Here is a 22,984-nt window from a genome sequence, read left to right as displayed (position 1 = left end):
TTCCTCCGCTGGGCAGGGTCCATGGGCTACAGCCTGAGCGTGGAGGATCGCACTCTCGGCGATGCCCTGCGCCGCATCGCGCGCGGCCAGATTGCCGAAGCCGTGGCCGCGATCGAGGATCGGGAACCGCCCGGAGCCGTCCACGAAATCCGTCGCCGCAGCAAGACCCTGCGCGGGCTGATCCGTCTGTTCCGCACCGGGTTTGACGATTTCGCCGACGCCGATGCCGCCATCCGCGCCATCGCCCGGCCATTATCCGCCACACGCGACGCGAAAGTGATGCTCGATACGGCGGAGTTCCTTGCCCGGCAGGCCGAAGGCCATGCCGCGCGCGGGATGCTGAAGCGCATTTGCGGGCATCTCGCTTCGGAACGTGAAGTGGAACGGCAGGGCGAGGGTGTGGCGGAACTTCTGCGCGATGCGCGCGAGCGGCTGGATCAGCTTGATCAGAGCGCCACGCTCTGGACTGTCGAGGGGGAAGGCTGGCAGGTGCCGGGGGAGGGCGCTGCGATCACTTATGGTCATATGCTGGCGGATACCGCCCGCGCTTTGCAGGATCGGCGGCCCGAGGATTTCCACGAGCTGCGCAAGCATGTTCGCTATCACTGGTGCCACGCCCGGCTGCTGCGCCCGCTGTGGCCGGAGGAAATGGACGCCCGTGCCACTGTGGCGGAGGATCTTGCGCATGGTCTTGGCCAGCACCACGATCTGGCGATGTTCGTCGCCCGGCTTGAGCAGGACGGCATCCATTTCGGCACTGGGGAGGAACTTGCCCCGGTCTTCGCGCTGGCCGCCCGCGAAAGCGAGGTGCTGGAAGATCGCGCTCGCCTGTTGTGCGGGCGCCTGCTGGCTGAAACCGTAGATGCCTTTATCGAGCGCTGGCACGCCCTCTGGCTGAACTGGGAGGCCGCGAAGAACTAGAGGCACACCATGAAAGCGAGCGGCCTTGGCCGCCCGCTCCAGGGTAATGCATCAGGCCAGTTCGGCGAGAGAAGCGGCTTGGAAGCCGCGCAGGTGATCGAAATCGCCGGTTTTCACCTTGTTGACCCATTGGGGATCGGTCAGCAGCGCGCGGCCGACGGCGATCAGGTCAAATTCGTCGCGCTCCATCCGCTCTACCAGCTTGTCGAGCGGAGAGACTTCCGAGCCCTGCCCGGCGAAGGCGCCGAAGAATTCGCCCGAGAGGCCGACCGAGCCGACGCTGATAGTGGGGACGCCCGTGATCTTCTTGGCCCAGCCGGCGAAATTCAGGCCGTTCTCGCCGTCGATTTCGGGGAACTCGGGTTCCCAGAAGCGACGCTGGGAGCAGTGGAGAATATCCGCGCCCGCGCTAACCAGCGGAGCGAGCCATTCCTCCATTTCCTTGGGCGTGGTGGCGACGCGAGTGGCGTAATCCTGCTGCTTCCATTGGCTGAGGCGTAGGATCACGGGGAAATCTGCGCTTACCGCAGCGCGGATCGCCGCGACCACCTCGGCCGCGAAGCGCGAGCGTTCGGTAATGGTGGGCCCGCCATAGCGGTCGGTCCGTTCATTGGTGCCTGGCCAGAAGAATTCGTCGATCAGATAACCATGGGCGCCGTGGATTTCGACCGTGTCGAAACCCAGCCGCTGGGCATCGGCGGCGGCCTTGGCAAAGGCGGCGATCGTATCCGCGATGTCCTCCTCGCTCATCGCCTTGCCGCGCGGCTTGCCCGGGGCGAGCAAGCCTGAAGGGCTTTCTACGGGAGCCTCCGGTTCCCATCCGCTGGGCGTAATGGTTGCGCCAGTGTGCCAGATCTGCGGCGCCATCTTGCCTCCGACCTCGTGAACGGCGTCGATCACGCCCTTCCAGCCGGACAGGGCAGCATCGCCGTGGAAGAAGGGGATGTTGGGATCATTGCGGGAGGCGGGGCGGTCTATCACCGTGCCTTCCGAGAGGATCAGCCCCACGCCGCCTTCCGCGCGACGCCTGTAATAGGCCGCGTTGGCCGGGCCGGGGATGCCGCCGGGGGCCATGGCGCGAGTCATCGGCGCCATCACGATGCGATTATCGAGATTGAGCGATTTCAGCGAAAAGGGGCGGAAAAGAACATTGTTCGAAGCGGAGGACATGCAAGGCTCCATCATGAGGGGGAATTGCAAGCTATGGTGCTGCATCGCGCAATCAAGGCGGGCCGGTCAAACCATTGCTTCACATCGGCGAAGCGTCGCTTGGCAATCGCTGTCGTGCGACTCCATGTGCGGGGCACCTATCCCCCGGTGAAAACCCCGGTCTGCGTCAGACATGGGAATGCGGCGCGAAGCTCTCCACAGTCGAGGGCGAGGCGCGGCTGCGCGAAATCCTTGCTTCCATGAAGGTTTTTCCGCGCTGCGCGGCCTTTCTCCGTGCCGATCCGTCAGGCGAACCCTATCCTCTTGCCAGCGCGCGCGGGCTTCTTTAGGGGCGAAGGCCGAGATTAAATGTTCCTTTGAGAGGGATTTCCATGAGCGATACCGCCGAACGCGTGAAGAAGATCGTTGTCGAACACCTTGGTGTCGAAGCCGACAAGGTCACGCCCGATGCCAGCTTCATCGACGATCTGGGCGCTGACAGCCTCGACATCGTCGAGCTGGTGATGGCGTTTGAAGAAGAATTCGGCGTCGAAATTCCCGACGATGCGGCTGAGAAGATCGCGACTGTCGGCGATGCCAACAAGTATATCGAAGATCACAAGGGCTGATTGCCCTTACACCCCTTAGCGTATGGTCCCGCCGGACGTGACGGGGATGGAAGGCTCAGCCGTTAAAGGCTGGGCCTTTCGTGACTTTGGAGAGTGATATGCGTCGTGTGGTTGTTACCGGTCTTGGCCTCGTGACCCCCTTGGGGGCCGATGTGGAGACCACCTGGTCCAACATCCTGGCCGGAAAGAGCGGGGCAGGCCCCATTACCAAATTCGATGCTTCGGATCAGAAGTGCCGGATTGCCTGCGAAGTGAAGCCGGCCGATCATCCCTGGGGTTTCGACGCGGACAAGCGCGTCGATCACAAGATCCAGCGGCAGGTCGATCCATTCATTGTGTTCGGGATCGATGCTGCGGGTCAGGCGATCGAGGATGCCGGGCTGACGGACATGGACGAGGCAACGCGCCTGCGCGCGGGCTGCTCCATCGGTTCGGGCATTGGCGGCCTTCCGGGGATCGAGAAGGAATCGATCGTCCTTTATGAAAAAGGCCCGAGCCGCGTTTCCCCGCACTTCGTGCACGGCCGCCTGATCAACCTGATCTCGGGTCAGGTCTCGATCAAATACGGCCTGATGGGGCCGAACCATGCGGTCGTCACCGCCTGCTCCACCGGCGCGCATTCGATCGGTGACGCGGCGCGGATGATCAAGGATGGCGATGCCGACATCATGCTGGCGGGCGGCGCGGAAAGCACCGTGTGCCCCATCGGTATTGCCGGTTTTGCGCAAGCGCGCGCGCTTTCCACCAATTTCAACGACCAGCCCGAAAAGGCCAGCCGTCCTTATGACAAGGACCGCGACGGCTTCGTGATGGGCGAGGGCGCAGGCGTGGTGGTGCTCGAGGAATATGAGCATGCCAAGGCGCGCGGTGCGAAGATCTATGCCGAAGTGGTCGGCTATGGCCTGTCGGGCGATGCCTATCATGTCACGGCGCCGCATCCGGAAGGTTCGGGTGCGTTCCGTTCCATGGAAATGGCGCTGCGCAAGGCCGGGGTGACGCCGGACGACATCGACTACATCAACGCCCACGGCACATCGACGCCGATGGGTGACGAACTGGAACTGGGCGCGGTGCGCCGCCTGTTTGGCGATGCGATGTCCCATGTCTCCATGAGCTCGACCAAGTCCGCCATTGGTCACCTTCTGGGCGGGGCTGGTGCCGTTGAGAGCATCTTCTGCATCCTGGCTCTGCGCGATCAGATCGTGCCTCCCACGCTCAACCTCGATAATCCGTCGGAGAGTTGCGAGGGTGTGGATCTTGTCCCCTATACTGCCAAGAAGCGCCCGGTGCGCGCGGTGCTGAACAACAGCTTCGGCTTTGGCGGTACCAATGCCAGCCTGGTGATGAAGCAGGTAGACTGATCCATGGCGCGGCGCCGCCGCAACCCGCTGATGAAGCTGCTTGCGGCTATCGGGCTGGTGCTGGCGGCGGCGCTGGCGCTGTTCGGCTGGGGTTGGTTTGGCCCTGGCCCGCTGGAAAAGGACACCAGCTTCCTCGTCCCTTCGGGCTCATCGCTTTACGGTGTGGTCGACAGGCTGGAAGCAGAGGGCGCGATTTCTTCCGCCGATGCGTTCCGCCTGCGTGCCAAGTTCTTTGCCAGCGAAGAACCGATAAAGGCGGGTGAATTCATGCTGCCTGCAGGCGCGAGCCCCCGGCGGATCATGGGGATCCTGCAGAACGGCGAAGTCATCCGGCGGATGGTCACGATCCCGGAAGGGATGCCGTCTATCCTCGTCTACGAACGTCTGATGGCGGAAAAGCTGCTCACCGGCAGCATTCCGGTGCCACCCGAAGGCTCTGTCCTGCCCGACAGCTATGATTTCGCGCGTGGTGAAAGCCGCACTGCGGTGCTCCAGCGGATGCAGGCGGCGATGGCGAAGGAACTGGCTGACGCATGGGACAAACGCTCCCCCGACACCGTCGTGAAAAGCCCTAGGGAAGCCCTGGTCCTGGCCTCCATCGTGGAGAAAGAAACCGGCGTTGCTTCAGAACGCAAGATGGTTGCGGGCCTCTATTCCAACCGTTTGCGCACTGGCATGCTGCTGCAGGCTGACCCGACGATCATTTACCCGATCACCAGAGGCAAGCCGCTTGGCCGCCGCATTCTCCAGTCGGAGATCGCCGCGGTGAACGATTACAACACCTACTCGATGGTTGGGCTGCCCAAGGGGCCGATCACCAATCCCGGACGCGAATCGATCGAGGCGGTGTTGTCGCCCGCGAAAACCAGCGCACTCTATATGGTGGCGGACGGCAAGGGGGGGCACGTCTTTGCCGACACGCTGCAGCAGCATAACGCCAATGTCGCCCGCTGGTTCGCCCTGCGCCGCCAGCGGGGGGAAATTGAATGAGGCGCACCGCGCCTGACAGGGGAAACAGGGCCATGATCGACCGTATCCGTCTTGCCGCGCTCACCTTGCCGGCGCTGCTTGCCCTGTCTGGGCCGGCCTGGGGGCAAGAACAGGCATCCCCCGATTCCGAGACCGCCTATCAGCAGGGCCTCGCCTGTGAGGCGATCTATTCCCTGCTGGGCGAAAATTCCGAGAATGCCGAGGACGAAGCGGAATATGCTGCTTTCATGGCCGAGACCTGGCACGATTTTCTGTCTTCAAGGTTTCCCGACGGTTTTAACGAGCGACACGAGCCCGATTTCATCAGTGTGAGCAACAGCCTGGTAGAAACGCTCAACGCCATGGACGATGACAGATTCAATGCGGCAGTGGACGAACTTCTTTCCACTTGCGGTTCAATGGAAGCCGATCCCGGCTTTCTTGGTTGATCATCCAGGGTGAGGGGTGGGCCAGATCAGATCCGCGCCGCTCCTGATCACCGCTGAACTGCCGCCGGACATCCTGGGCTGGGCAGACGGATTGCGGCGGCGGCATTATCCGCCGGAGCGCAATCGGCTGCGTGCCCATGTCACCCTGTTTCATGCCTTGCCGCCTTCTTCCGAGGGGGAGATTCGGCGGCTTCTGGCGGACCTTTCCCGGGGAAGGGCGCCTGATGCACGAATTAGCGGGATCATGAATCTGGGTCGTGGGACTGCGCTGGATGTGGACAGTCCCGGCATGGTGGCCATGCATGATCTCATGTCCGAACGCCTTCACGGCCTGCTTTCGGCACAGGATAGCCACCCGCTGCGGCTGCATATAACCGTGCAAAACAAGGTGCAGCCCGCAGTTGCACGCGCCTTGCAAGCGGAACTGCGGAAGACCTTGGAGCGCCGCGCATTCCGGTTCAGGGGCTTTGGTCTCTATGTCTGGGAAGGCGGATTGTGGGGAGAGATTGCACAATATCCGTTTCGCGGTTGACCAACCGAAAACTCCAACCTAAATGCGCCGCCTGCCCACGCGATGCGAGGGTAGCCCACAGGGCACATACCTTGGGGCGGAGTAGCTCAGCCGGTTAGAGCAGCGGAATCATAATCCGCGTGTCGGGGGTTCGAGTCCCTCCTCCGCTACCATCCTATCAGTATTATTGGTGTTTAAGCTCGCTTGCCGAGTCGCTTCCTTGCGTTGCAGTCGCTTGGTGAGTTCGAGTGCGACTGCCTGCCGCGGAATACGGCCCATGGCATTGCGGGGGATGGACTGGGCGTTGAACAGGACGAAAGAGATATGCGGGGGCAGAACCGCGCCTATCTTCGCGCGGATTTGAGAAATCTCCTGGCCGGGCTGAAGCACAAGCGCCACGCCCAGCACATCGCCGTGATCCAGCTGCATGGCTACCACACAGCTATCTTTCACTTCCGGTAGTTTGCCGATCCGTTCTTCCAGCAATACGGGGGAGAGTTTCGCCCCGGCAAGATTGATGGTTTCCGAACTGCGCCCCGTTATCGCGAAAAGGCCGTCGGGATAGAGAATACCGATGTCCCCGGGATAAAACCAACCGTCGCGAAATGGAGCTTTCTGGCCTGGGAAAGGAGGAAGCCCGAGATAGCCGTCACACATGAAGGCGGATTTCAGGCGCACGATGCCGGGCTCGCCGCTTGGCCGCTCGATGCCTTCCGCATCCACGATCTGAACGGTGACACCCGGCTCCGTCATGCCGACGGCACCCGGATTGCGCGACACAAGTGCGGCATCGCCGGCGGCCACCCGGCCAACCTCCGTCGCACCGTAGCTCATCCGCAGGCTGGTACAGCATTTCGCCAGCAAGGCTTTGCGGAGCAAAGGCGGAACCCGTCCGCCGAACAGTTCGATTACGCGTTTGTCGCTGCCGGGCCATTCGCCGGGCACAAAAGACAGTAATTCCTGGATGCGAAATGGGGAGGAGGCCAGAAAAGTGGAAGCGCCGGCGATCTCAGGGAAATTGGGCTGTTCTTCGCCCATGGTGGGAAGAAGGACCGTGGCGCCGATCTGCCAGGCAGCAAGGGGATAGCGCAGGCCGGTGGTAGTGATGAGACCCAGCAGCGTCAGGATTATCGTATCGGGAGTGATGTCGCCGGTTTCGCGGACCTGTTCCAGCCTTCCCGCGAAGAGGGGGGCGTCCCATTTCACGACCTTCGGTGTACCTGTGGTGCCTGATGTTGAGAGCAGACGTACCGATTGCGCTTCCAGTCCTGCGAGTTCCCGAGGAGCCGTCTTGAGCTGGATCTGCTGGGCCAATGGGGCACTGCTTGCAGGGGCAAAGGCCAGCTTGAGTCGCGGATCGGCGTGGGGAGCCAGCTTTCCCACTTTTCCGATAGCCGCGGCGTGAGGGCCAATCGCGCCACTTGCAGTCACTTCTGCCGGTATGTCGCCGGTGGAATGAACCAGCCCGGCCCGAATGGCCCCTAACTGGGCAATCCAGTCCCAATAGCTCGGATTGGCGAGGTGGTTGGGATGCAACGTCACGCGGTCGCCCGGAAGCAACCCCTGATCCAGCAACCATTGCGCCATCGTGTCGATATCGGCGCACAGCCTGCCATAGGTTATGAGCGTGCGGCCTGCGCGGGCGGCGATCCTTTCGCGGTTGTGGGAATAAATGGGGTGAAGGATCTGCATCGGCTCTGGCACTTCCCTGTCATCTGTTCTGTCCGCAACCTGTGCGCGTTCGAGCGTCGGGAGACAAGAGGAGGGCAGGGGGGAGAAGCAGGCGCTCCACGGGTACAGGGCAGCTTTCCCCAGCCCAAGCCGCACTGAGATTGTCGCGAGCCAAGTGAAACACTACATGCCCCGCAGGCAACAGGCATACGGATTCTAGGGTATTATGGCGACGCACACCACACGCATGCTGATCATCGGTTCTGGCCCGGCGGGTCTCTCCGCGGCCATCTATGGCGCGCGTGCGGGGATGGAGCCGATCGTGGTGCAGGGGCTTCAGCCCGGCGGGCAACTTACGATCACGACAGATGTGGAAAATTACCCCGGCTTTCGTGAAGTGATTCAGGGCCCCTGGCTGATGCAGGAAATGCAGGCACAGGCGGAGCATGTCGGCACCCGAATGATGTGGGACACGATCGTGGACATCGACATCTCCGGTGGTTCACCGTTCAAGGCGATTGGCGACAGCGGCGATGAATATGTCGGGGATGTGCTGGTGATCGCTACGGGCGCTCAGGCGAAGTGGCTCGGCGTGGAAGGGGAACATGCGCTCTCGGGCAAGGGCGTTTCGGCTTGCGCAACCTGTGACGGGTTCTTCTATCGCGGCAAGAAGGTGGCGGTGATCGGCGGCGGCAATACCGCCGTGGAAGAGGCGCTCTATCTGACCAACCATTCTGACGATGTGACTCTGATCCACCGCCGGGACGAATTGCGCAGCGAGAAGATCTTGCAGGACCGTCTGTTCGCCAATTCCAAGATTTCCACGCTCTGGAACAAGGCCGTCACCCGTTTCGTGGCTGGCGAGAACGGCACGCTGCATCATCTTGAACTGACCGACACCGTCACCGGTGAGACGAGCACGCTGGAAGTGGACGGTGCCTTCGTCGCTATCGGCCATGCGCCCGCTACGGAACTGTTCAAGGGCAAGCTGCCCATGGACGAAAGCGGCTATCTCCTGGTGGAGCCAGGCACGCCCAAGACCTCTGTTCCCGGCGTATTCGCTTGCGGTGACGTGATGGATCACACTTACCGCCAAGCGATCACCGCAGCGGGCACGGGCTGCATGGCCGCGCTCGATGCCGAACGCTTCCTTGCGCATCGCGATTTCGAGAAGGCCAAGACCAGGGCCTGAGTGCAAGCGAGTTCCTGCCAGGCAGGGACTTCACTCCAGGATGTAAAGAGGCTCCTGCCTGAGCAGGAGCCAACATCATCTGCCTCAGAACACCGCTATCGCTGCGTGCAGGATCAGAATGGCTAGTGCGAGGGTGGAGGCGACGAACAAGGCAAAGCGCAGGATCACGCGGTTGATGGTGGCTTGCACCAGTGAATGTGCGATCCGCAAGGTGACATAGACCCAGCCGAAATAGGCGTTCCACCCATCGCCCTGTCCGATGATCGCCAGTACGATGGCAATTGCATAGAACACCGTAGGTGCTTCATGCAGATGATTGTAATTATGGGCTTTCCACTGGATCTGTGGCGGCAGGATGCGGTCCAGCGTTGCTTCGGGATCGGTCGCCAGCCGGTTCGGATCGACCTTGGCAGCCGACATTGCCGGAATGCGAGTGGCATACATCCAGGCGCACATCACCATCGTCCACGCGGCCAGCACCACCACCGGCTGCAGGATCGCCATTCCTACCATCCTTTCTCTCCCCTCCCCTTGCCAGGACGGGCAGAGACTGGATGGGTCCCATTAGATTGTCAAATGCAACTAATCAGGCGTTTTCCAGAACTTTGGCAAAGCTCGCCGGGTCAACATTGCCGCCCGTCAGCATGATGACCGTGCCGGGATCGAGCGCCACCTTGCCGGCAAGGGCCGCCGCCAGCGCAACCGATCCTCCGGGTTCCAGAACAAGCCGCAAATGGGAGAAGGCGAAACGCTGCGCCGCGCGCACCTCCGCTTCGCTCACTGCAAGGCCGGGAGAGGCACGCTGCTGCAGTACGGCGAAATTGATCGGCCAGGTAGCGGGCGTCTGCAATGCGTCGCAGGCTGTCGGGGGTAGATTGGGGCCCACCGAAAGGATTTTGCCTGCCGCGAGGCTACGCGCGACATCGTCCCATCCTTCGGGCTCTACCGGCACGATCTCTGCGTCGGGGCAGGCCAGGGCGAGGCCCGCGGTCAGCCCGCCGCCGCCGCATGGGGCAACGATCCGCGTGGGACCTGCGATTCCGCGTTCCGCCATCTGGGCCGCGATCTCGATGCCCGCGCTGCCTTGGCCTTCGATCACCCAGGCATCGCCATAGGCATGGACGAAGGTGGCCCCGCGCTCCTCGCACAAGGCACGGGCGATGGCGTCTCGATCCTCTCCGCCTGGGCGATCATACAGGACTATTTCCGCCCCAAGAGCGCGCACATTGGCGAGTTTTACTTGCGGAGCATCGTTTGGCATCACGATGGCGGCGTGGATGCCCAATCGCCGCGCCGCCCATGCGACGCCTTGCGCGTGATTGCCGCTGGAGACGCCCACGACACCGCGCTTGGCCTCTTCCAGTGAAAGCGTGCTCAGCCGGTTCCAGCCGCCGCGAATCTTGAATGCCCCGATGGGCTGGAGGCATTCAGCCTTCACCCACAAGGGAATGCCCTCTATCTCTACCGGAAGCAGAGGCGTGGGCGGCAGAATTTCCGCAATCCGGGCGGCTGCGGAGACCGTTCCGTCATGGGAAGGTGCGTGCATCGGTTGTGCTGTCATGCAAGCGATCTATATGCGCAATCACGCTTCGGCAAAGGAGATAGGTTTTGAGCAAGGTCCTGGTGATCGGCGCGGGCGGTGTCAGCTCGGTCGCGGTACATAAGATGGCGATGAATGCCGGCATCTTTCCGGAAATCCATCTGGCGAGCCGCACGAAGTCCAAATGCGATGCCATCGCGCAGAGCGTGAAGGAACGCACGGGCGAAACCGTGGCGACCTATGCCATCGATGCGGAAGACGTTCCGGCGCTGTCGGCGTTGATCCGGCAGATCGGGCCCAGCCTGGTGGTGAACCTGGCACTGCCTTATCAGGATCTCACCATCATGGATGCCTGCCTCGAGACCGGCGTCGGTTATCTCGACACGGCCAATTACGAGCCGAAGGAAGAGGCGAAGTTCGAATATAAGTGGCAGTGGGCCTATCATGACCGCTTCAAGGAAGCCGGGCTGATGGCGCTGCTGGGCAGTGGCTTCGATCCGGGCGTGACCAGCGTGTTCACCATGTGGCTGAAGAAGCACAAGCTGAAGACCATCCGCACGCTGGATATTCTGGACTGCAATGGCGGCGATCACGGCCAGGCCTTCGCCACCAATTTCAACCCGGAAATCAACATCCGCGAAGTGACCGCGCCTGCCCGCCACTGGGAGAACGGCCAGTTCGTGGAAACCCCCGCCATGTCCAACAAGGTCGAATTCGACTTTGAAGGGGTGGGCCCCAAGAACATGTATCTGATGTATCACGAGGAGCTGGAAAGCCTCGCGAAGTTCGTGCCCGAGATGGAGCGCGCGCGCTTCTGGATGACCTTCGGCGACGAGTACATCAAGCATCTCACCGTGCTGCAGAATGTCGGTATGACCCGGATCGATCCGGTGATCTATGAGGGCAAGGAGATCATCCCTCTCCAGTTCCTCAAGGCCGTGCTGCCCGAGCCCGCCAGCCTTGGTTCCACCACCAAGGGCAAGACCAATATCGGCTGCATCGCCACCGGCGAGGCGCTGGACGGATCTGGCGAGAAGACGTTCTACATCAAGAATATCTGCGACCATGAAGATGCCTTTGCCGAAACCGGCAATCAGGCCGTCAGCTACACCACCGGCGTTCCGGCGATGATCGGCAGCGCGCTGATGGTGCAGGGCATCTGGAAGGGAGACGGCGTGTTCAATATCGAACAACTCGATCCCGATCCCTTCATGGAGATGCTCAATAAGCATGGCCTGCCCTGGACCGTGGAAGAGCTTTCCGGTCCGGTGGATTTCTGAGGAATCGGCGGGCCCCTGTGAAGGCAGGGGCCCGTGGCTTGATGCTCCTGCCATTGCCGGAGCGCATACGGGGTTCAAGGCATGAACTGGAATTTCCTCGCGCCCATCGGGCTGCTGGCCGGCTCCAACATCATGATGAACCTCGCTTGGTACGGGCACCTGAAATTCCCGCACAAGGCGCTGTGGGCAGTCATTTTGGTAAGCTGGGGCATCGCGTTCTTCGAATATTGCCTCGCGGTTCCCGCCAATCGCATCGGGTCGAAGGTCTATTCGCTGGCCGAGCTGAAGACGATGCAGGAAGTCATGTCGCTCACGGCTTTCGTGATGGTAGCCTGGCTGTTGTTCGATCAGCGACCGGGGCCCAGCCAGATTATCGGTTTCCTGCTGATTGCGGGCGGGGCATTCTTCATCTTCAAATCCCCTCTGGGTTAAGGAAAGAACTATGGAAACCAGAGCCGGCGATCCGGGTGCCTTTACCCATTTCGACCTGACCCGCGTGGACAGCCCGTCCTTCGTGGTCGATCTGGCGAAGCTGCGCCAGAACCTGCAGGTTCTGGCGGATATTCGCGACGCTTCCGGCGTGAAGGTGCTGGCTGCGCTCAAGGCGTTCAGCATGTGGTCGGTGGCGCCGGTTATCGGGGAATATCTTGACGGCGTATGCACTTCCGGCCTGTGGGAAGCGATGCTGGCGGCCGAGCATTACGATGGCGAGATCGCGACCTATTGCGCGGCCTACAAGGCCGAGGATCTCAACGAAATCTGCCGTCTGTCCGACCATGTGATCTTCAATTCGCCGATGCAGATCGAACGGTGCTCGGCCATTCTGGATGCAGCCCGGATACGCGGGGATTCCTTCGACATCGGTCTGCGCATCAACCCTCTTCATGCCGAAGGGGACGTGCCGCGTTATGATCCGTGCGCGCCTCATTCGCGGCTGGGCTTCCCTATCGACCAGTTGACTGAAGAGCACATGGCCATGGTGGATGGCATCCATTTCCATTCGCTCTGCGAGCAGGATCTGGCGCCGCTCCAGCGCACCTGGGACAAGGTCTTCGATTATCTGGAGCCTTATTTCGGCCAGTTCAAATGGCTGAATTTCGGAGGTGGCCACCACATCACCCGCGCGGATTACCAACGCGAGGAACTGGTCGAGTTTCTGAAAGATGTGCAGGAGGATACCGGCGCGGAAGTTTATCTCGAACCGGGCGAGGCGATTGCGCTGGATGCGGGCATTCTCGTGGGTACGATTCTCGATACGCATTGGAACGGGATGCAACTCGCTATCACGGATATTTCCGCGACCTGCCATATGCCCGATGTGCTTGAGGCTCCCTATCGACCGGCCATGCTGGGCGAGGGCGAAAGCTCGGCTGAGGCGGTGCGGCTCGGCGGCCCCTCCTGCCTCGCGGGCGATGTGATTGGGGATTACAGCCTGCCTGTCGAATGCCGGCCAGGCGAGCGAATCGCCTTTCTGGACCAGGCCCATTATTCGATGGTGAAGACCACTACCTTCAACGGCGTGCCTCTGCCGAGCATCTGGCTATGGGATTCGGAGACCGATTCCCTCGAACAGGTGCGCAAGTTTGGCTATGAGGACTTCCGAGATCGGCTTTCCTGACGGCTCAACTAACTGAAATTGTGATGTAAACATGGAAATTACAGTTCTGTGACATAGTCCCGTCTGGGTACGATTTTCACTTGATGTTCAGCGAAGGGGTCCTATATCCGCCCCTCGCTGCCCCAAGGGGACTTCCTAACCGCAAGGCAGCCTTGTCTGAAACGAACCGTTTTGGGGGTCCCTTGAGTTGCACATCTATCCCTGCGCATCGGCTGTAGTCCGCGACCTCGCTCCGGACGAACCCGTTATCCTCAACCGCCCGCACGCTGCTGCGCGCGCTGCCCGCTTCTTTGCACAGAAGTTTCCGGGCACGTCGCTCTATGCGGTGAAGGCGAACCCTTCGCCGGAACTGCTGCAGATTCTGTGGGATTCGGGAATTACGCATTTCGACGTCGCCTCGATTGCCGAGGTGCGGCTCGTGCGTTCGGTGCTGCCTGAAGCCACCTTGTGCTTCATGCATCCGGTGAAGACCGGCAGCGCCATTCGCGAAGCCTATCACGTCCATGGCGTGCGCACCTTCAGCCTCGACACGATCGAGGAACTGGAGAAGATTGTCACGGCAACGACGAGTGAAGCGGGTGAGCCGGCGGCTGATCTTTCGCTGCTGGTGCGCCTGCGCGTTTCGTCCGACTATTCGGAACTGAGCCTTGCGTCCAAGTTCGGCGTGGATCTGGCCGATGCGGCTCCGCTGCTGCAGGCCACTCGCCAGCATTGCGACGCACTGGGCATCTGCTTCCATGTCGGTAGCCAGGCGATGACGCCGTTCGCCTATGTCCAGGCGCTGGAGCGCGTGCGCGCGGCCATTGCCGAAGCGGCCGTGACGGTTGACATCGTCGACGTCGGGGGTGGGTTTCCCAGCCAGTATCCGGGCATGGAACCGCCGCCGCTGGAAGATTTCTTCGCCATCATCGATCGTTATTTCGAAGCTCTGCCCATTTCCTACAATGCGGAGCTTTGGTGCGAGCCGGGCCGTGCCCTGTGCGCGGAATACAGCTCGATGATCGTCAAGGTGGAAAAGCGCCGGGGCGACGAGCTCTATATCAACGACGGCGCATATGGCGCCTTGTTCGATGCGGCTCATATTGACTGGCGCTTCCCCGTGAACGCGCTGGGCGATGCGCTGCGCGGTGCCGGGGAGGAATTCGCCTTTTATGGCCCGACCTGCGACGATGCCGATTACATGAAGGGCCCCTTCATGCTTCCGGCCGATATCGGCCCGGGCGACTATATCGAGATCGGCATGCTGGGCGCCTATGGCAGCGCGATGAAGACCGGATTCAATGGCTTTGGCCAGGCGATCTCGGTCAATGTCGCGGATGAACCTATGGCCAGCCTCTATCGTGGTGATCGCCAGATCCTGCCGAGCGATAACGTCGTCAGCCTGCGCTAAGGGATTAACCTTTCCGCTTCTCTTCCCTAGTATTCTTACTGAGGAAGAGGAGCGGGATGCGCACAATAAGTCCCCTGAATGCCATCATCGTGCTGGGCGTGTGCCTCACGACGGCCTTGCCGATAATTGCGGCGATCACGCTCGCTCGTGATCAGGAGGTTGAGAGCGAGCAGCGCCACGCGCTGGATATCGCTCACAGGGTTCTATCCCGCTCGGAAGTCAGCGGGGATCAGATCCTTGCCGCAGCACAGGCGATCAATGCCTTGTCGCCGGGAATGGCCTGTTCAGCCGAGGGGCTGGCCGTGATGCGCAAGATCGATCTTGAATCCACTCTGCTGCAGGCAGTCGGGTGGGTGGATGGCGATGTAATGCGCTGTTCCTCATTTGCGGGAAATCAGCCGTTCGATCTTGGCCCGCCAGACGTCGATTCATACACCCGGACGCGTTTTCGCAACAACGTGACCCTGATCGACCCGAAGCAGCGATATATCGCGGTGCAGATCGGCTCCGCAGTCGGGATCGTGCATCACGATGCGGTGTTGAACTTCGTCGATTATGTTCCGGGCCTGTCGGTTGGCGCCTTCTCCTGGTCCCAGCGGACACCCGGAGCCTTCCGGGGAACGATCCCTTCGCTTATCCGGCGGCCCGATCTCACTGGAGATACGGTGATCTCGTCCGGAAACTATCAGATCGCGATCGTTCGCTCCCGGAAATACGACATTGGCGCGTTCGCTATGCTGCCTGTCGGAAAGAGCTCGGGCTATGCGAGCGAGATAGCGGGAATCCTGATCCCGCTGGGCGTGATAGTCGGCCTGCTCCTGTCAGGCGTGCTGCTCTACATCGTCCGCAGCCGCGCTTCCATGCCGATGATGATCCGCAGCGCCTTGAAGCGTGGCAAGTTCCATCTCCTTTATCAGCCGGTAATCGAACTGAGGACCGGGCGGATCGTAGGGGCGGAAGCGCTGCTTCGTTGGGACCGGGGTGAGCATGATGCCATTTCTCCCGATCGTTTCATTGCCGTTGCAGAGGATGCAGGCCTCATCCGACTGGTCACAGGCCGGATGCTGGAACTGCTCGCACAGGATGTCCAAGCCGTCGTGCAGATTGCGCCAGACTTCTATTTCACGGTAAATTTTTCGGCAGAGGACATGCACAGCGCCGATATCATGGAGGAACTGGACCGGCTGGTGGAGCGATCCCGAATTGCCTATTCCAATCTGGTAATCGAGGCCACCGAGCGAAGCCTGGTAGATATCGAGAAGACCCAGAAAACGATGCGCCGCTTGCGCGATGCGGGGGCCAAAGTGGCTATCGACGATTTCGGGACGGGCTATTCGAGCCTGGGCTATCTTGCGAAGCTCGAAATCGATTTTCTCAAGATCGACAAGCTCTTTGTCCAGTCGCTTGGCACCGATGCAGCGACGAGCCAGGTCGCCGGGCGGATTATCGACATGGCCAAGGATCTGAAACTGGCAATCGTTGCTGAAGGGATCGAGACAAAACAGCAGGAACGGGAACTGAAGGCCCTCAAGGTGGAATATGGGCAGGGCTATCTCTATGGCCGCCCGATGGAGCTGGAGGACTTGAGAAAGCTCCTGCGGCACCAGAGGGCCGTGGAAGGCGTCCTGACCAGGCCTCGCGTCGCCTGATCGGGCGAGCGCGAAGGCCCCCCTTCCTCACTCTGCGGAGGTTTCCGGAAACAGGCGGGTGCGCCACCAGGGTTTGATCAATTCCAGCAGCAACAATGTTGCCGCGCCGGATATCGCGACGAGAACGAGTTCGTCAGCCCCTGCTGGGGCGAAACGGAACATTTCCATTACGGGCTGCACAAGCTGCGAAAGGGTGAGAATCGCGAAGACGATCAACGCCACGATCGCCAACGGACGGTTGGGACGAATGATCGCCCGGATGACAGACGCGCTGTAGGATCGGTTGACCAATATCAGGCAGAGAATACCCAGCACGAGGCTGAGAAAGGTAATGGAGCGAATCTGATCGGCTTCCATTCCGCCGAGCCAGGCATGAAATGTGATCGCTGCAGTTGCCCCACAGGCAACTATGCCCTGCAAAGCCGACCATGCCACCATCCAGCGGGGAAACAGCGGGGCGTCCGGCGCGCGAGGAGGGCGCTGCATCAGGCGGCTTTCTTCCTTTTCCGCCTCGAATGCCAGCGAGCAGACCGGATCGATGATCATCTCGATAAAGGCGATGTGGATCGGCGCAAGCAGCAGCGGCATTCCTACCAGCAGCGGCAGCAGTGCTAGGCCCGCGATAGGTATATGCACCGCAACAATGAAGGCGAGCGCCTTGCGCAGATTGTCGTGGATGCGCCGCCCGACCCTGATGCCGGTGACGATCGAGCCGAAATCGTCGTCGAGCAGGACGATTGAGGCCGCCTCCCTCGCCACATCAGTGCCGCGCTTGCCCATGGCAATGCCGATATGGGCGCTCTTGAGGGAAGGGGCGTCATTCACCCCGTCGCCCGTCATGGCCACGATCTCGCCGCGTGCTTTCAGTGCTTCCACCAGCCGTAGCTTCTGTTCCGGCATGATCCGGGCAAAGACGTTCACGGTGCCGATCCGGGCGGCGAGATCGTCATCGCTCATCGCGCGCAGATCATCCCCGCTCAACACCTCTTCGACCGCGATTCCGGCCTGTTCGGCAATTGCGCGAGCGGTCGGTGGATAATCGCCGGTGATCATCACAATCCGGATGCCGGCTTCCCGACACTGGCGGACCGCCTCCGGCACGGAGGAGCGCAGCGGATCCGCCAGCCCGGCCAGACCGAGAAAGCGAAATTCGAAATGGCGTTGATCCGGTGGCAGGTCGCCGCCATTCCATCTTGCTTCGGCCACGCCAAGAACGCGCAGCCCTTCTTCTGCCATCGCGTCGGCCTGGGCATGCATGCGGGCCTTTTCATCGGCGGACATGGCACATAATTCGGCAATTGCCTCCGGCGCACCCTTGGAGGCGATGACGTGCCCTCCGCCATTCCCATCGCGCCAGGCATGGGACATTGCCAGAAGGCTCGGATCGAGCGGATATTGGCGGCGGAGCGACCAGCCATTTCCTGCATCGGCCAGCAGACCGTCCGCCCCATCGGTTCCGGCGAGATCGTGAAAGGCAACTTCCATCGGATCGACCGGCTGTTCCGCGCTGGCGAGGATGCCGAAGCGAGCGAGCAGGCGGAAATCCTCTTCCAGCAGCGGAGCGCCTGGGAAAGTCAGGCGGCGTCCGTCCGGCAGCCGCAATTCAGCGACTTTCATTCGGTTTTCGGTGAGGGTGCCTGTCTTGTCCGTGCACAAGGTCGTTGCCGAACCCAGCGTTTCGATGGCAGCGGCACGCCGGGTGAGGACATTGACGCGCGAGAGGCGCATTGCCCCCATGGCCATGAATACCGTCAGGACGACGGGGAATTCCTCCGGCAGCATCGACATACCCAGGGCGATGCCGGCCAGGGCCGCGTCCAGCCAGCTGCCGCGCAGAAAACCGTAAAGCAGGATCGCAAGCACGCATGCCCCAGCTCCCAGCGCGCCGAACCAGAAGACCAGCCTTTGTGTCTGTAGCCTGAGGCGGGGCACTTCGGGTTCCAGCGCATGCAGCGCGGCGCCGATCTTCCCCATCTCGCTGCGCAGCCCGGTGGCGGTAATCCGGGCAATCCCGCTGCCGCGCACGACAAGCGCCCCCGACCAGACATAAGGGAGCCCATCTCCGCCGGGGCGAGCATTGCCGGCATCCGGCGGCGTGGCGGTTTTGGAAACGGGGACGGACTCGCCGGTCAGCAGCGATTCGTCGGCGGTCAGACTATCGCAGCGCAGGAGAACGCCGTCGGCGGGAATCCGGTCGCCCTCATTGAGAATTACCAGATCGCCGCGCACCACGTCGCGCCCGGCAATACGGACGCGTTCCCCATCCCGGATCACCAGCGCCCGGGGGCTGCCCAGGTCACGCAAGGCGGCCAGAGCCTGCTCGGACCGTGCTTCCTGCAAGGTTGTGACCACGACGGAAAAGCCCGCAAAGATGATCAGCAGAATGGCTTCCTGCAGATCGCCCAATGCGAGATAGATCAGGCCGCCCGCAAGCAGCAGCGCCAGCATGGGTTCGCGCAATACGCCGCCGAGGATCTCGCCAAGTTTGCGGCTTTGATCGGACGGAAGCTCGTTCGGCCCCTCGGATGCGAGGAGCGCGGCGGCTTCCGCCTTGCTCAGACCAGAAAGTGGAGCGCGTTCGCCCTGTATTGCAGCAGGATCAGTCACCTGTGCACAATATCACACAATATGTGACGGACGAGCACGCGCCCGCCACCATTATGCTGCCTTGAGCAGTTCCAGATCGAGGCGGTCCCAGATTTCCACCAGCGCTTCGGTCAGTTCGCGCATCATCTCTTCCGTATGGGCCGGACCGGGAGTGAAGCGCAGACGTTCCGTGCCGCGGGGCACGGTGGGGAAGTTGATCGGCTGCACATAGACGCCGTATTCGGCGAGCAGAATGTCGCTGATCTTTTTCGCCCGCACCGGATCGCCCACCATCAGCGGGACGATATGGGTGGTGGAATCCATCACCGGCAGGCCTGCATCGCGGAAGGACTGCTTGAGGAAGGCGGCGGCGGACTGCTGGCCATCGCGTTCCACGCTGGAGCTCTTGAGGTGCTTCACGGCGGCCAGAACGCCCGCAACCAGAACCGGGCTGAGCGAAGTGGTGAAGATGAAGCCCGGGGCATAGCTGCGGATGCAGTCGATGATCTTCTTGTCGGCCGCAATATAGCCGCCCATCACGCCGAAGGCCTTGCCAAGCGTTCCTTCGATGATGTCGATCCGGTGGGCTGCCTCATCACGATCGGTGATGCCGCCGCCGCGCGGGCCATACATGCCCACGGCGTGGACCTCGTCGATATAGGTCAGCGCGTTGTACTTTTCCGCAAGGTCACAGATCGCATGGATCGGCGCGATGTCCCCATCCATCGAATAGACGCTTTCGAAAGCGATCAGCTTCGGCAGATTGGGATCGGCTTCGGCCAGCAGTTCTTCCAGATGCGCCACATCGTTGTGGCGAAATACGCGCTTGTCGCAGCCCGAATTGCGGATGCCCGCGATCATGCTCGCGTGGTTCAGTTCATCCGAGAAGATGATGCAGCCGGGCAGCAGGCGGGCGAGGGTGGAAAGCGTGGCGTCGTTCGAGACATAGCCCGAAGTGAACAGCAGCGCAGCTTCCTTGCCGTGCAGATCCGCCAGCTCGTTTTCCAGCTCGATATGATAGTGCGTGTTGCCGCCGATATTGCGGGTGCCGCCGGAACCGGCGCCGACATCGTGCAACGCCTCTTCCATCGCCTCGATCACCTTGGGGTGCTGCCCCATGGCGAGATAGTCATTGGAGCACCAGACCGTGATCGGCTTCGGGCCGTTATGTCCAGCGAAGCACCGCGCATTGGGGTAGGAACCCTTGTTGCGCAGAATGTCGATAAAGACGCGATAACGGCCTTCCGAGTGAAGCCTGTCGATCGCCTGGTCAAAGATCTGGTCGTAATTCAACGGATCCATCCGTTCCTAACGCTGCAATCGAACCCCGATGCGGGACTCGCTGGGCAGCCAGAGCAATTCCGGGCGCCTTACGCCATGACCCAAATCAATTAAAGCACGGAGTTTGCGATAGGTTCGCATTAAAGATGTTCAATGTGATCGAGCCCGTAGCTTGCAAGCGCCGGGCGCAATTTCTCGAGGTCGCCATTTGTGCCGGTGAAAACCGCGATGTCCGGCCCCTTGCGCTCGAAGCTTTGCCCCTGAGTAAGGTAGGCGATGCGCCGCGCTATGCCCGCGGCCCCATCCACGAATTTTACGCCCGGTCCCAATGCCTTGCCCAGCTCTTCCTCCAGCAGGGGGAAATGCGTGCAGGCCAGTACGACCGTGTCGATTCTCTCACCTCCGGGCTGGCCTCGCAGGCCATCTGCAGCACGTTCATATACTGCCGGATCTACCGGTTCACCGCGCAGCTTGGCCTCGGCTGCCTTGACCAGATCGGGTGCAGCATGGCGCAGTAGCACCTTGTCCTGAGCAAATTCCCGCTCGAGATTGTCGACATAGGCCTGCCGGATAGTTGCTGCCGTGCCAAGCAGTCCGATCGCGCCGGTCTTCGTCATGGCGGCCGCCGGCTTGATGGCGGGAACCGTGCCCACCACCGGCAGGTCCAGCGCTTCGCGCACGGCGGCCAGCGCAATGGTGCTGGCGGTATTGCAGGCGATGGTGACGAGGCGAGGGCGATAGCGTTCAACCAGCCGTCCGAGCAGCGCCGGCACGCGCCCGGCAATCTGAGCCTCGGTCTTTTCGCCATAGGGCAGGGCGGCATAATCGGCGACATAGATCACCGGGGCCTGCGGCAGGAGTTTACGCAGCTCCGCCAGCACCGTCAGTCCGCCGACTCCGGAATCGAACAGCAGGATCGGCGAACTCGGGTCCATCGGCGCGGGATGGACAAAGCCGTGTTGGGCGTCAACCGGCAGTTCGCGCTTGCCCACTTTCGCAGCGAGAACGGATTGTTTTCGTGCCCCTGAAGTGCAAGGCGTGAGCTATAGAGTGCCGACGGGAAAGGGAGTTTCATGAGCGAGTGGCAGGCGATTCTGGCGGCGGCGGTTTTGGCCTATCTGCTGGGTTCGATCCCGTTTGGCCTGCTGCTCACCCGCCTGGCCGGGCTGGGTGATGTGCGCCAGATCGGTTCCGGCAATATCGGCGCGACCAATGTGCTGCGAACAGGGAACAAGGGGCTGGCGGTCCTGACCCTGCTGCTCGATCTGGCCAAGGGCGCTGCGGCAGTCTTGCTGGTTGCCCGGCTGTTTCCCGGGCTCGAAGGGCTCGCGGCACTGGGTGTGGTGCTGGGCCATTGCTTCCCCGTCTGGCTGAAATTCAAGGGCGGCAAGGGGGTGGCTACTACGGCCGGAGTCTGCTTCGGCATCGGCTGGCCTGTCGGGCTTGCCTATGCGCTTGTATGGATCGGCATGCTTGCGGTCACCCGGATCAGTTCGCTCGGGGGCCTCAGTGCGGCAGTCGCAGCGCCGATAGCGGCCTATGCGTTCGGATATCCTGCGGCATTCCCCTGGCTGGTGGCGATTTCCGCGCTGGTGATCTGGCTGCACCGCGCCAATATCGCGCGGTTGAAGAACGGGGCTGAACCCAAGATCGGTTCCAGGAAGTGAGCTTGGCGGCCTCGCCAAAGGCCATGCTTTCCCGGGACGAGGCTTTTGCCCGAATCCGTCTTCTGCGCTCTCCCAACGTCGGGCCGGTCAGCTTCCGCCAGCTTATGCACCGCTTCGGCACGGCTGTTGAGGCGCTGGAGGCTCTTCCCGATCTCGCTGCAAAGGGCGGCGCTAAATATCGCGCGGCACCTCGTGAGCGGATCGAGACGGAAATTGCGGCAGTGCGCCGCGCTGGCGCACGTTACCTTTTCCATGATTCCTCCGATTATCCCCCCATGCTGGCCGAGATCGAAAGCGCTCCTCCGGTACTGACGGTGAGGGGCGACGCTGGCCTGGCTGCGAAGCCGTGCATTGCCTTGGTTGGCGCACGCAATGCCTCAGCAGCAGCCATGCGTCTTGCACGCGATCTGGCGGCGGAGCTTGCCGGAGAGGGCTTCACCATCGTTTCCGGCCTTGCGCGAGGAATAGACGGGGCTGCCCATCGCGGCGCTATGCCTGCAACGGTGGGCGTGATCGCCAGCGGGATCGACATTGCCTATCCCCCGCAGCATGCGGAGTTGCAGGAGGAAATCGCGCAGAACGGCCTCCTGCTGGCCGAACAGCCCGCCGGCACGGAACCGCGCGGCAGCCATTTCCCCAGCCGCAATCGCATCATTGCCGGGCTGGCGCTGGGAACTCTCGTAGTGGAGGCTGCCCCCAAATCGGGTTCGCTCATCACTGCGCGGCTGGCGGGTGAATATGGGCGCGAGGTGATGGCCATTCCCGGCTCCCCGCTCGATGCGCGCAGCCATGGCTGCAACCAGCTTATCCGTGAGGGGGCGATACTCATCCAGTCTGCGGCCGATGTGATCGAGCTTGTCTCGAGCTTTGGTGGAGGGATGTCTTCCCGCCTGCGTTCTTCCGCGCAGGACTTGTTCGAGGCGGAGCCCGCCGCACCGGAGGCTGGGGACGAGGCTGATGTTACCGCCCTGCTGACCATCGCGCCGGTCGCGGTGGATGAACTGATCCGCCAGTCTGGCGCAAGTGCTGCGGCGGTGCAGATGGCGCTGCTCGAACTCGAACTGGCGGGCAGGCTGGAACGTCACGCAGGTGGAAGGGTCAGTAAGGTTGCCTGATTGCGA

General features: G+C 61.7%; 21 protein-coding genes and 1 tRNA gene. 15 read left to right on the top strand and 7 right to left on the bottom strand.

All coding sequences use genetic code 11. The features are described from left to right. Window positions 1–21 precede the first annotated feature (21 nt). Window positions 22–921 carry a CHAD domain-containing protein gene (locus H0274_RS05585; RefSeq protein ID WP_226793866.1) on the top strand — a complete coding sequence of 300 codons (900 nt, stop codon included), beginning with the start codon at window positions 22–24 and terminating at the stop codon, window positions 919–921. A 51-nt stretch (window positions 922–972) separates the two neighbouring features. Here the strand turns inward: H0274_RS05585 and H0274_RS05580 are convergent, their stop codons facing one another. Continuing rightward, window positions 973–2,091 (bottom strand): NADH:flavin oxidoreductase, encoded by a 1,119-nt coding sequence (locus tag H0274_RS05580; RefSeq protein WP_226793863.1) that lies wholly within the window; start codon window positions 2,089–2,091, stop codon window positions 973–975. Between the two features lie 371 nt (window positions 2,092–2,462). On the opposite strand from H0274_RS05580, the gene H0274_RS05575 reads away from it, so the two are divergent. The 6 genes from H0274_RS05575 to H0274_RS05550 all read left to right on the top strand — a co-directional run bounded on the left by H0274_RS05575 (window position 2,463) and on the right by H0274_RS05550 (window position 6,162). After that, window positions 2,463–2,699 (top strand): acyl carrier protein, encoded by a 237-nt coding sequence (locus tag H0274_RS05575; RefSeq protein WP_054529543.1) that lies wholly within the window; start codon window positions 2,463–2,465, stop codon window positions 2,697–2,699. Window positions 2,700–2,797: 98 nt separating this feature from the next. Continuing rightward, window positions 2,798–4,060, top strand: coding sequence for a beta-ketoacyl-ACP synthase II (fabF, locus tag H0274_RS05570; RefSeq protein WP_226793860.1), 1,263 nt, complete (start codon window positions 2,798–2,800; stop codon window positions 4,058–4,060). A 3-nt stretch (window positions 4,061–4,063) separates the two neighbouring features. Then, entirely contained in the window at window positions 4,064–5,050 is a 987-nt protein-coding gene (gene mltG / locus H0274_RS05565) for an endolytic transglycosylase MltG (RefSeq protein ID WP_226793857.1), read from the top strand. 32 nt (window positions 5,051–5,082) lie between these two features. Then, window positions 5,083–5,478 (top strand): hypothetical protein, encoded by a 396-nt coding sequence (locus tag H0274_RS05560; RefSeq protein ID WP_226793854.1) that lies wholly within the window; start codon window positions 5,083–5,085, stop codon window positions 5,476–5,478. Between the two features lie 16 nt (window positions 5,479–5,494). Continuing rightward, the gene (locus tag H0274_RS05555) at window positions 5,495–6,010 is read left to right on the top strand and encodes a 2'-5' RNA ligase family protein (RefSeq protein WP_226793850.1); all 516 of its coding nucleotides are present in this window, start codon (window positions 5,495–5,497) and stop codon (window positions 6,008–6,010) included. A 75-nt stretch (window positions 6,011–6,085) separates the two neighbouring features. Then, window positions 6,086–6,162 (top strand) — tRNA-Met (locus tag H0274_RS05550). Here the strand turns inward: H0274_RS05550 and H0274_RS15695 are convergent. Beyond that, on the bottom strand, window positions 6,119–7,681 hold the full coding sequence (locus H0274_RS15695) for a class I adenylate-forming enzyme family protein (protein WP_226794450.1): 1,563 nt from the start codon (window positions 7,679–7,681) through the stop codon (window positions 6,119–6,121). The genes H0274_RS05550 and H0274_RS15695 overlap by 44 nt on opposite strands. A 205-nt stretch (window positions 7,682–7,886) precedes the next feature. On the opposite strand from H0274_RS15695, the gene trxB reads away from it, so the two are divergent. Then, entirely contained in the window at window positions 7,887–8,852 is a 966-nt protein-coding gene (gene trxB / locus H0274_RS05540) for a thioredoxin-disulfide reductase (protein ID WP_226793847.1), read from the top strand. 84 nt (window positions 8,853–8,936) lie between these two features. Here the strand turns inward: trxB and H0274_RS05535 are convergent, their stop codons facing one another. After that, window positions 8,937–9,365: an MAPEG family protein gene (locus H0274_RS05535; RefSeq protein ID WP_226793844.1), complete on the bottom strand. Its 429-nt coding sequence runs from the start codon at window positions 9,363–9,365 to the stop codon at window positions 8,937–8,939. A 73-nt stretch (window positions 9,366–9,438) separates the two neighbouring features. Next, window positions 9,439–10,413 carry a threonine ammonia-lyase gene (locus H0274_RS05530; RefSeq protein WP_226793841.1) on the bottom strand — a complete coding sequence of 325 codons (975 nt, stop codon included), beginning with the start codon at window positions 10,411–10,413 and terminating at the stop codon, window positions 9,439–9,441. 47 nt (window positions 10,414–10,460) lie between these two features. On the opposite strand from H0274_RS05530, the gene H0274_RS05525 reads away from it, so the two are divergent. The 5 genes from H0274_RS05525 to H0274_RS05505 all read left to right on the top strand — a co-directional run bounded on the left by H0274_RS05525 (window position 10,461) and on the right by H0274_RS05505 (window position 16,329). Continuing rightward, entirely contained in the window at window positions 10,461–11,672 is a 1,212-nt protein-coding gene (locus H0274_RS05525) for a saccharopine dehydrogenase family protein (protein WP_226793838.1), read from the top strand. Between the two features lie 81 nt (window positions 11,673–11,753). Further along, window positions 11,754–12,104, top strand: a complete 351-nt coding sequence (locus H0274_RS05520) for a DMT family protein (protein ID WP_226793835.1) — start codon at window positions 11,754–11,756, stop codon at window positions 12,102–12,104. 10 nt (window positions 12,105–12,114) lie between these two features. After that, on the top strand, window positions 12,115–13,290 hold the full coding sequence (locus H0274_RS05515) for a carboxynorspermidine decarboxylase (RefSeq protein ID WP_226793833.1): 1,176 nt from the start codon (window positions 12,115–12,117) through the stop codon (window positions 13,288–13,290). 187 nt (window positions 13,291–13,477) lie between these two features. After that, a complete protein-coding gene (locus tag H0274_RS05510) occupies window positions 13,478–14,680 on the top strand; it encodes a type III PLP-dependent enzyme (RefSeq protein ID WP_226793830.1) in 1,203 nt (400 codons plus the stop codon). 56 nt (window positions 14,681–14,736) lie between these two features. Continuing rightward, complete coding sequence (locus tag H0274_RS05505) at window positions 14,737–16,329, top strand: EAL domain-containing protein (RefSeq protein WP_226793827.1); 1,593 nt, start codon at window positions 14,737–14,739, stop codon at window positions 16,327–16,329. Between the two features lie 27 nt (window positions 16,330–16,356). Here the strand turns inward: H0274_RS05505 and H0274_RS05500 are convergent, their stop codons facing one another. The 3 genes from H0274_RS05500 to murI all read right to left on the bottom strand — a co-directional run bounded on the left by H0274_RS05500 (window position 16,357) and on the right by murI (window position 21,131). Next, a complete protein-coding gene (locus tag H0274_RS05500) occupies window positions 16,357–18,936 on the bottom strand; it encodes a cation-translocating P-type ATPase (RefSeq protein WP_226793824.1) in 2,580 nt (859 codons plus the stop codon). Window positions 18,937–18,987: 51 nt separating this feature from the next. After that, on the bottom strand, window positions 18,988–20,208 hold the full coding sequence (gene hemA, locus H0274_RS05495; RefSeq protein WP_226794449.1) for a 5-aminolevulinate synthase: 1,221 nt from the start codon (window positions 20,206–20,208) through the stop codon (window positions 18,988–18,990). Between the two features lie 128 nt (window positions 20,209–20,336). Further along, window positions 20,337–21,131 (bottom strand): glutamate racemase, encoded by a 795-nt coding sequence (gene murI / locus H0274_RS05490; RefSeq protein ID WP_226794448.1) that lies wholly within the window; start codon window positions 21,129–21,131, stop codon window positions 20,337–20,339. A 138-nt stretch (window positions 21,132–21,269) separates the two neighbouring features. Here murI and plsY point away from each other — a divergent pair, with 138 nt between their 5' ends. Together plsY and dprA are read left to right on the top strand one after the other, a co-directional pair. Beyond that, complete coding sequence (gene plsY / locus H0274_RS05485) at window positions 21,270–21,863, top strand: glycerol-3-phosphate 1-O-acyltransferase PlsY (protein ID WP_226793821.1); 594 nt, start codon at window positions 21,270–21,272, stop codon at window positions 21,861–21,863. A gap of 23 nt (window positions 21,864–21,886) precedes the next feature. Continuing rightward, window positions 21,887–22,978: a DNA-processing protein DprA gene (gene dprA / locus H0274_RS05480; protein WP_226794447.1), complete on the top strand. Its 1,092-nt coding sequence runs from the start codon at window positions 21,887–21,889 to the stop codon at window positions 22,976–22,978. Window positions 22,979–22,984 lie beyond the last annotated feature (6 nt).

The organism is Fulverythrobacter ferritrahens, assembly GCF_020539485.1.
GTDB lineage: Bacteria > Pseudomonadota > Alphaproteobacteria > Sphingomonadales > Sphingomonadaceae > Andeanibacterium > Andeanibacterium ferritrahens.
Note: the sequence above shows the minus strand (reverse complement) of the source record. Positions and strands in the feature narration are given on the sequence as shown.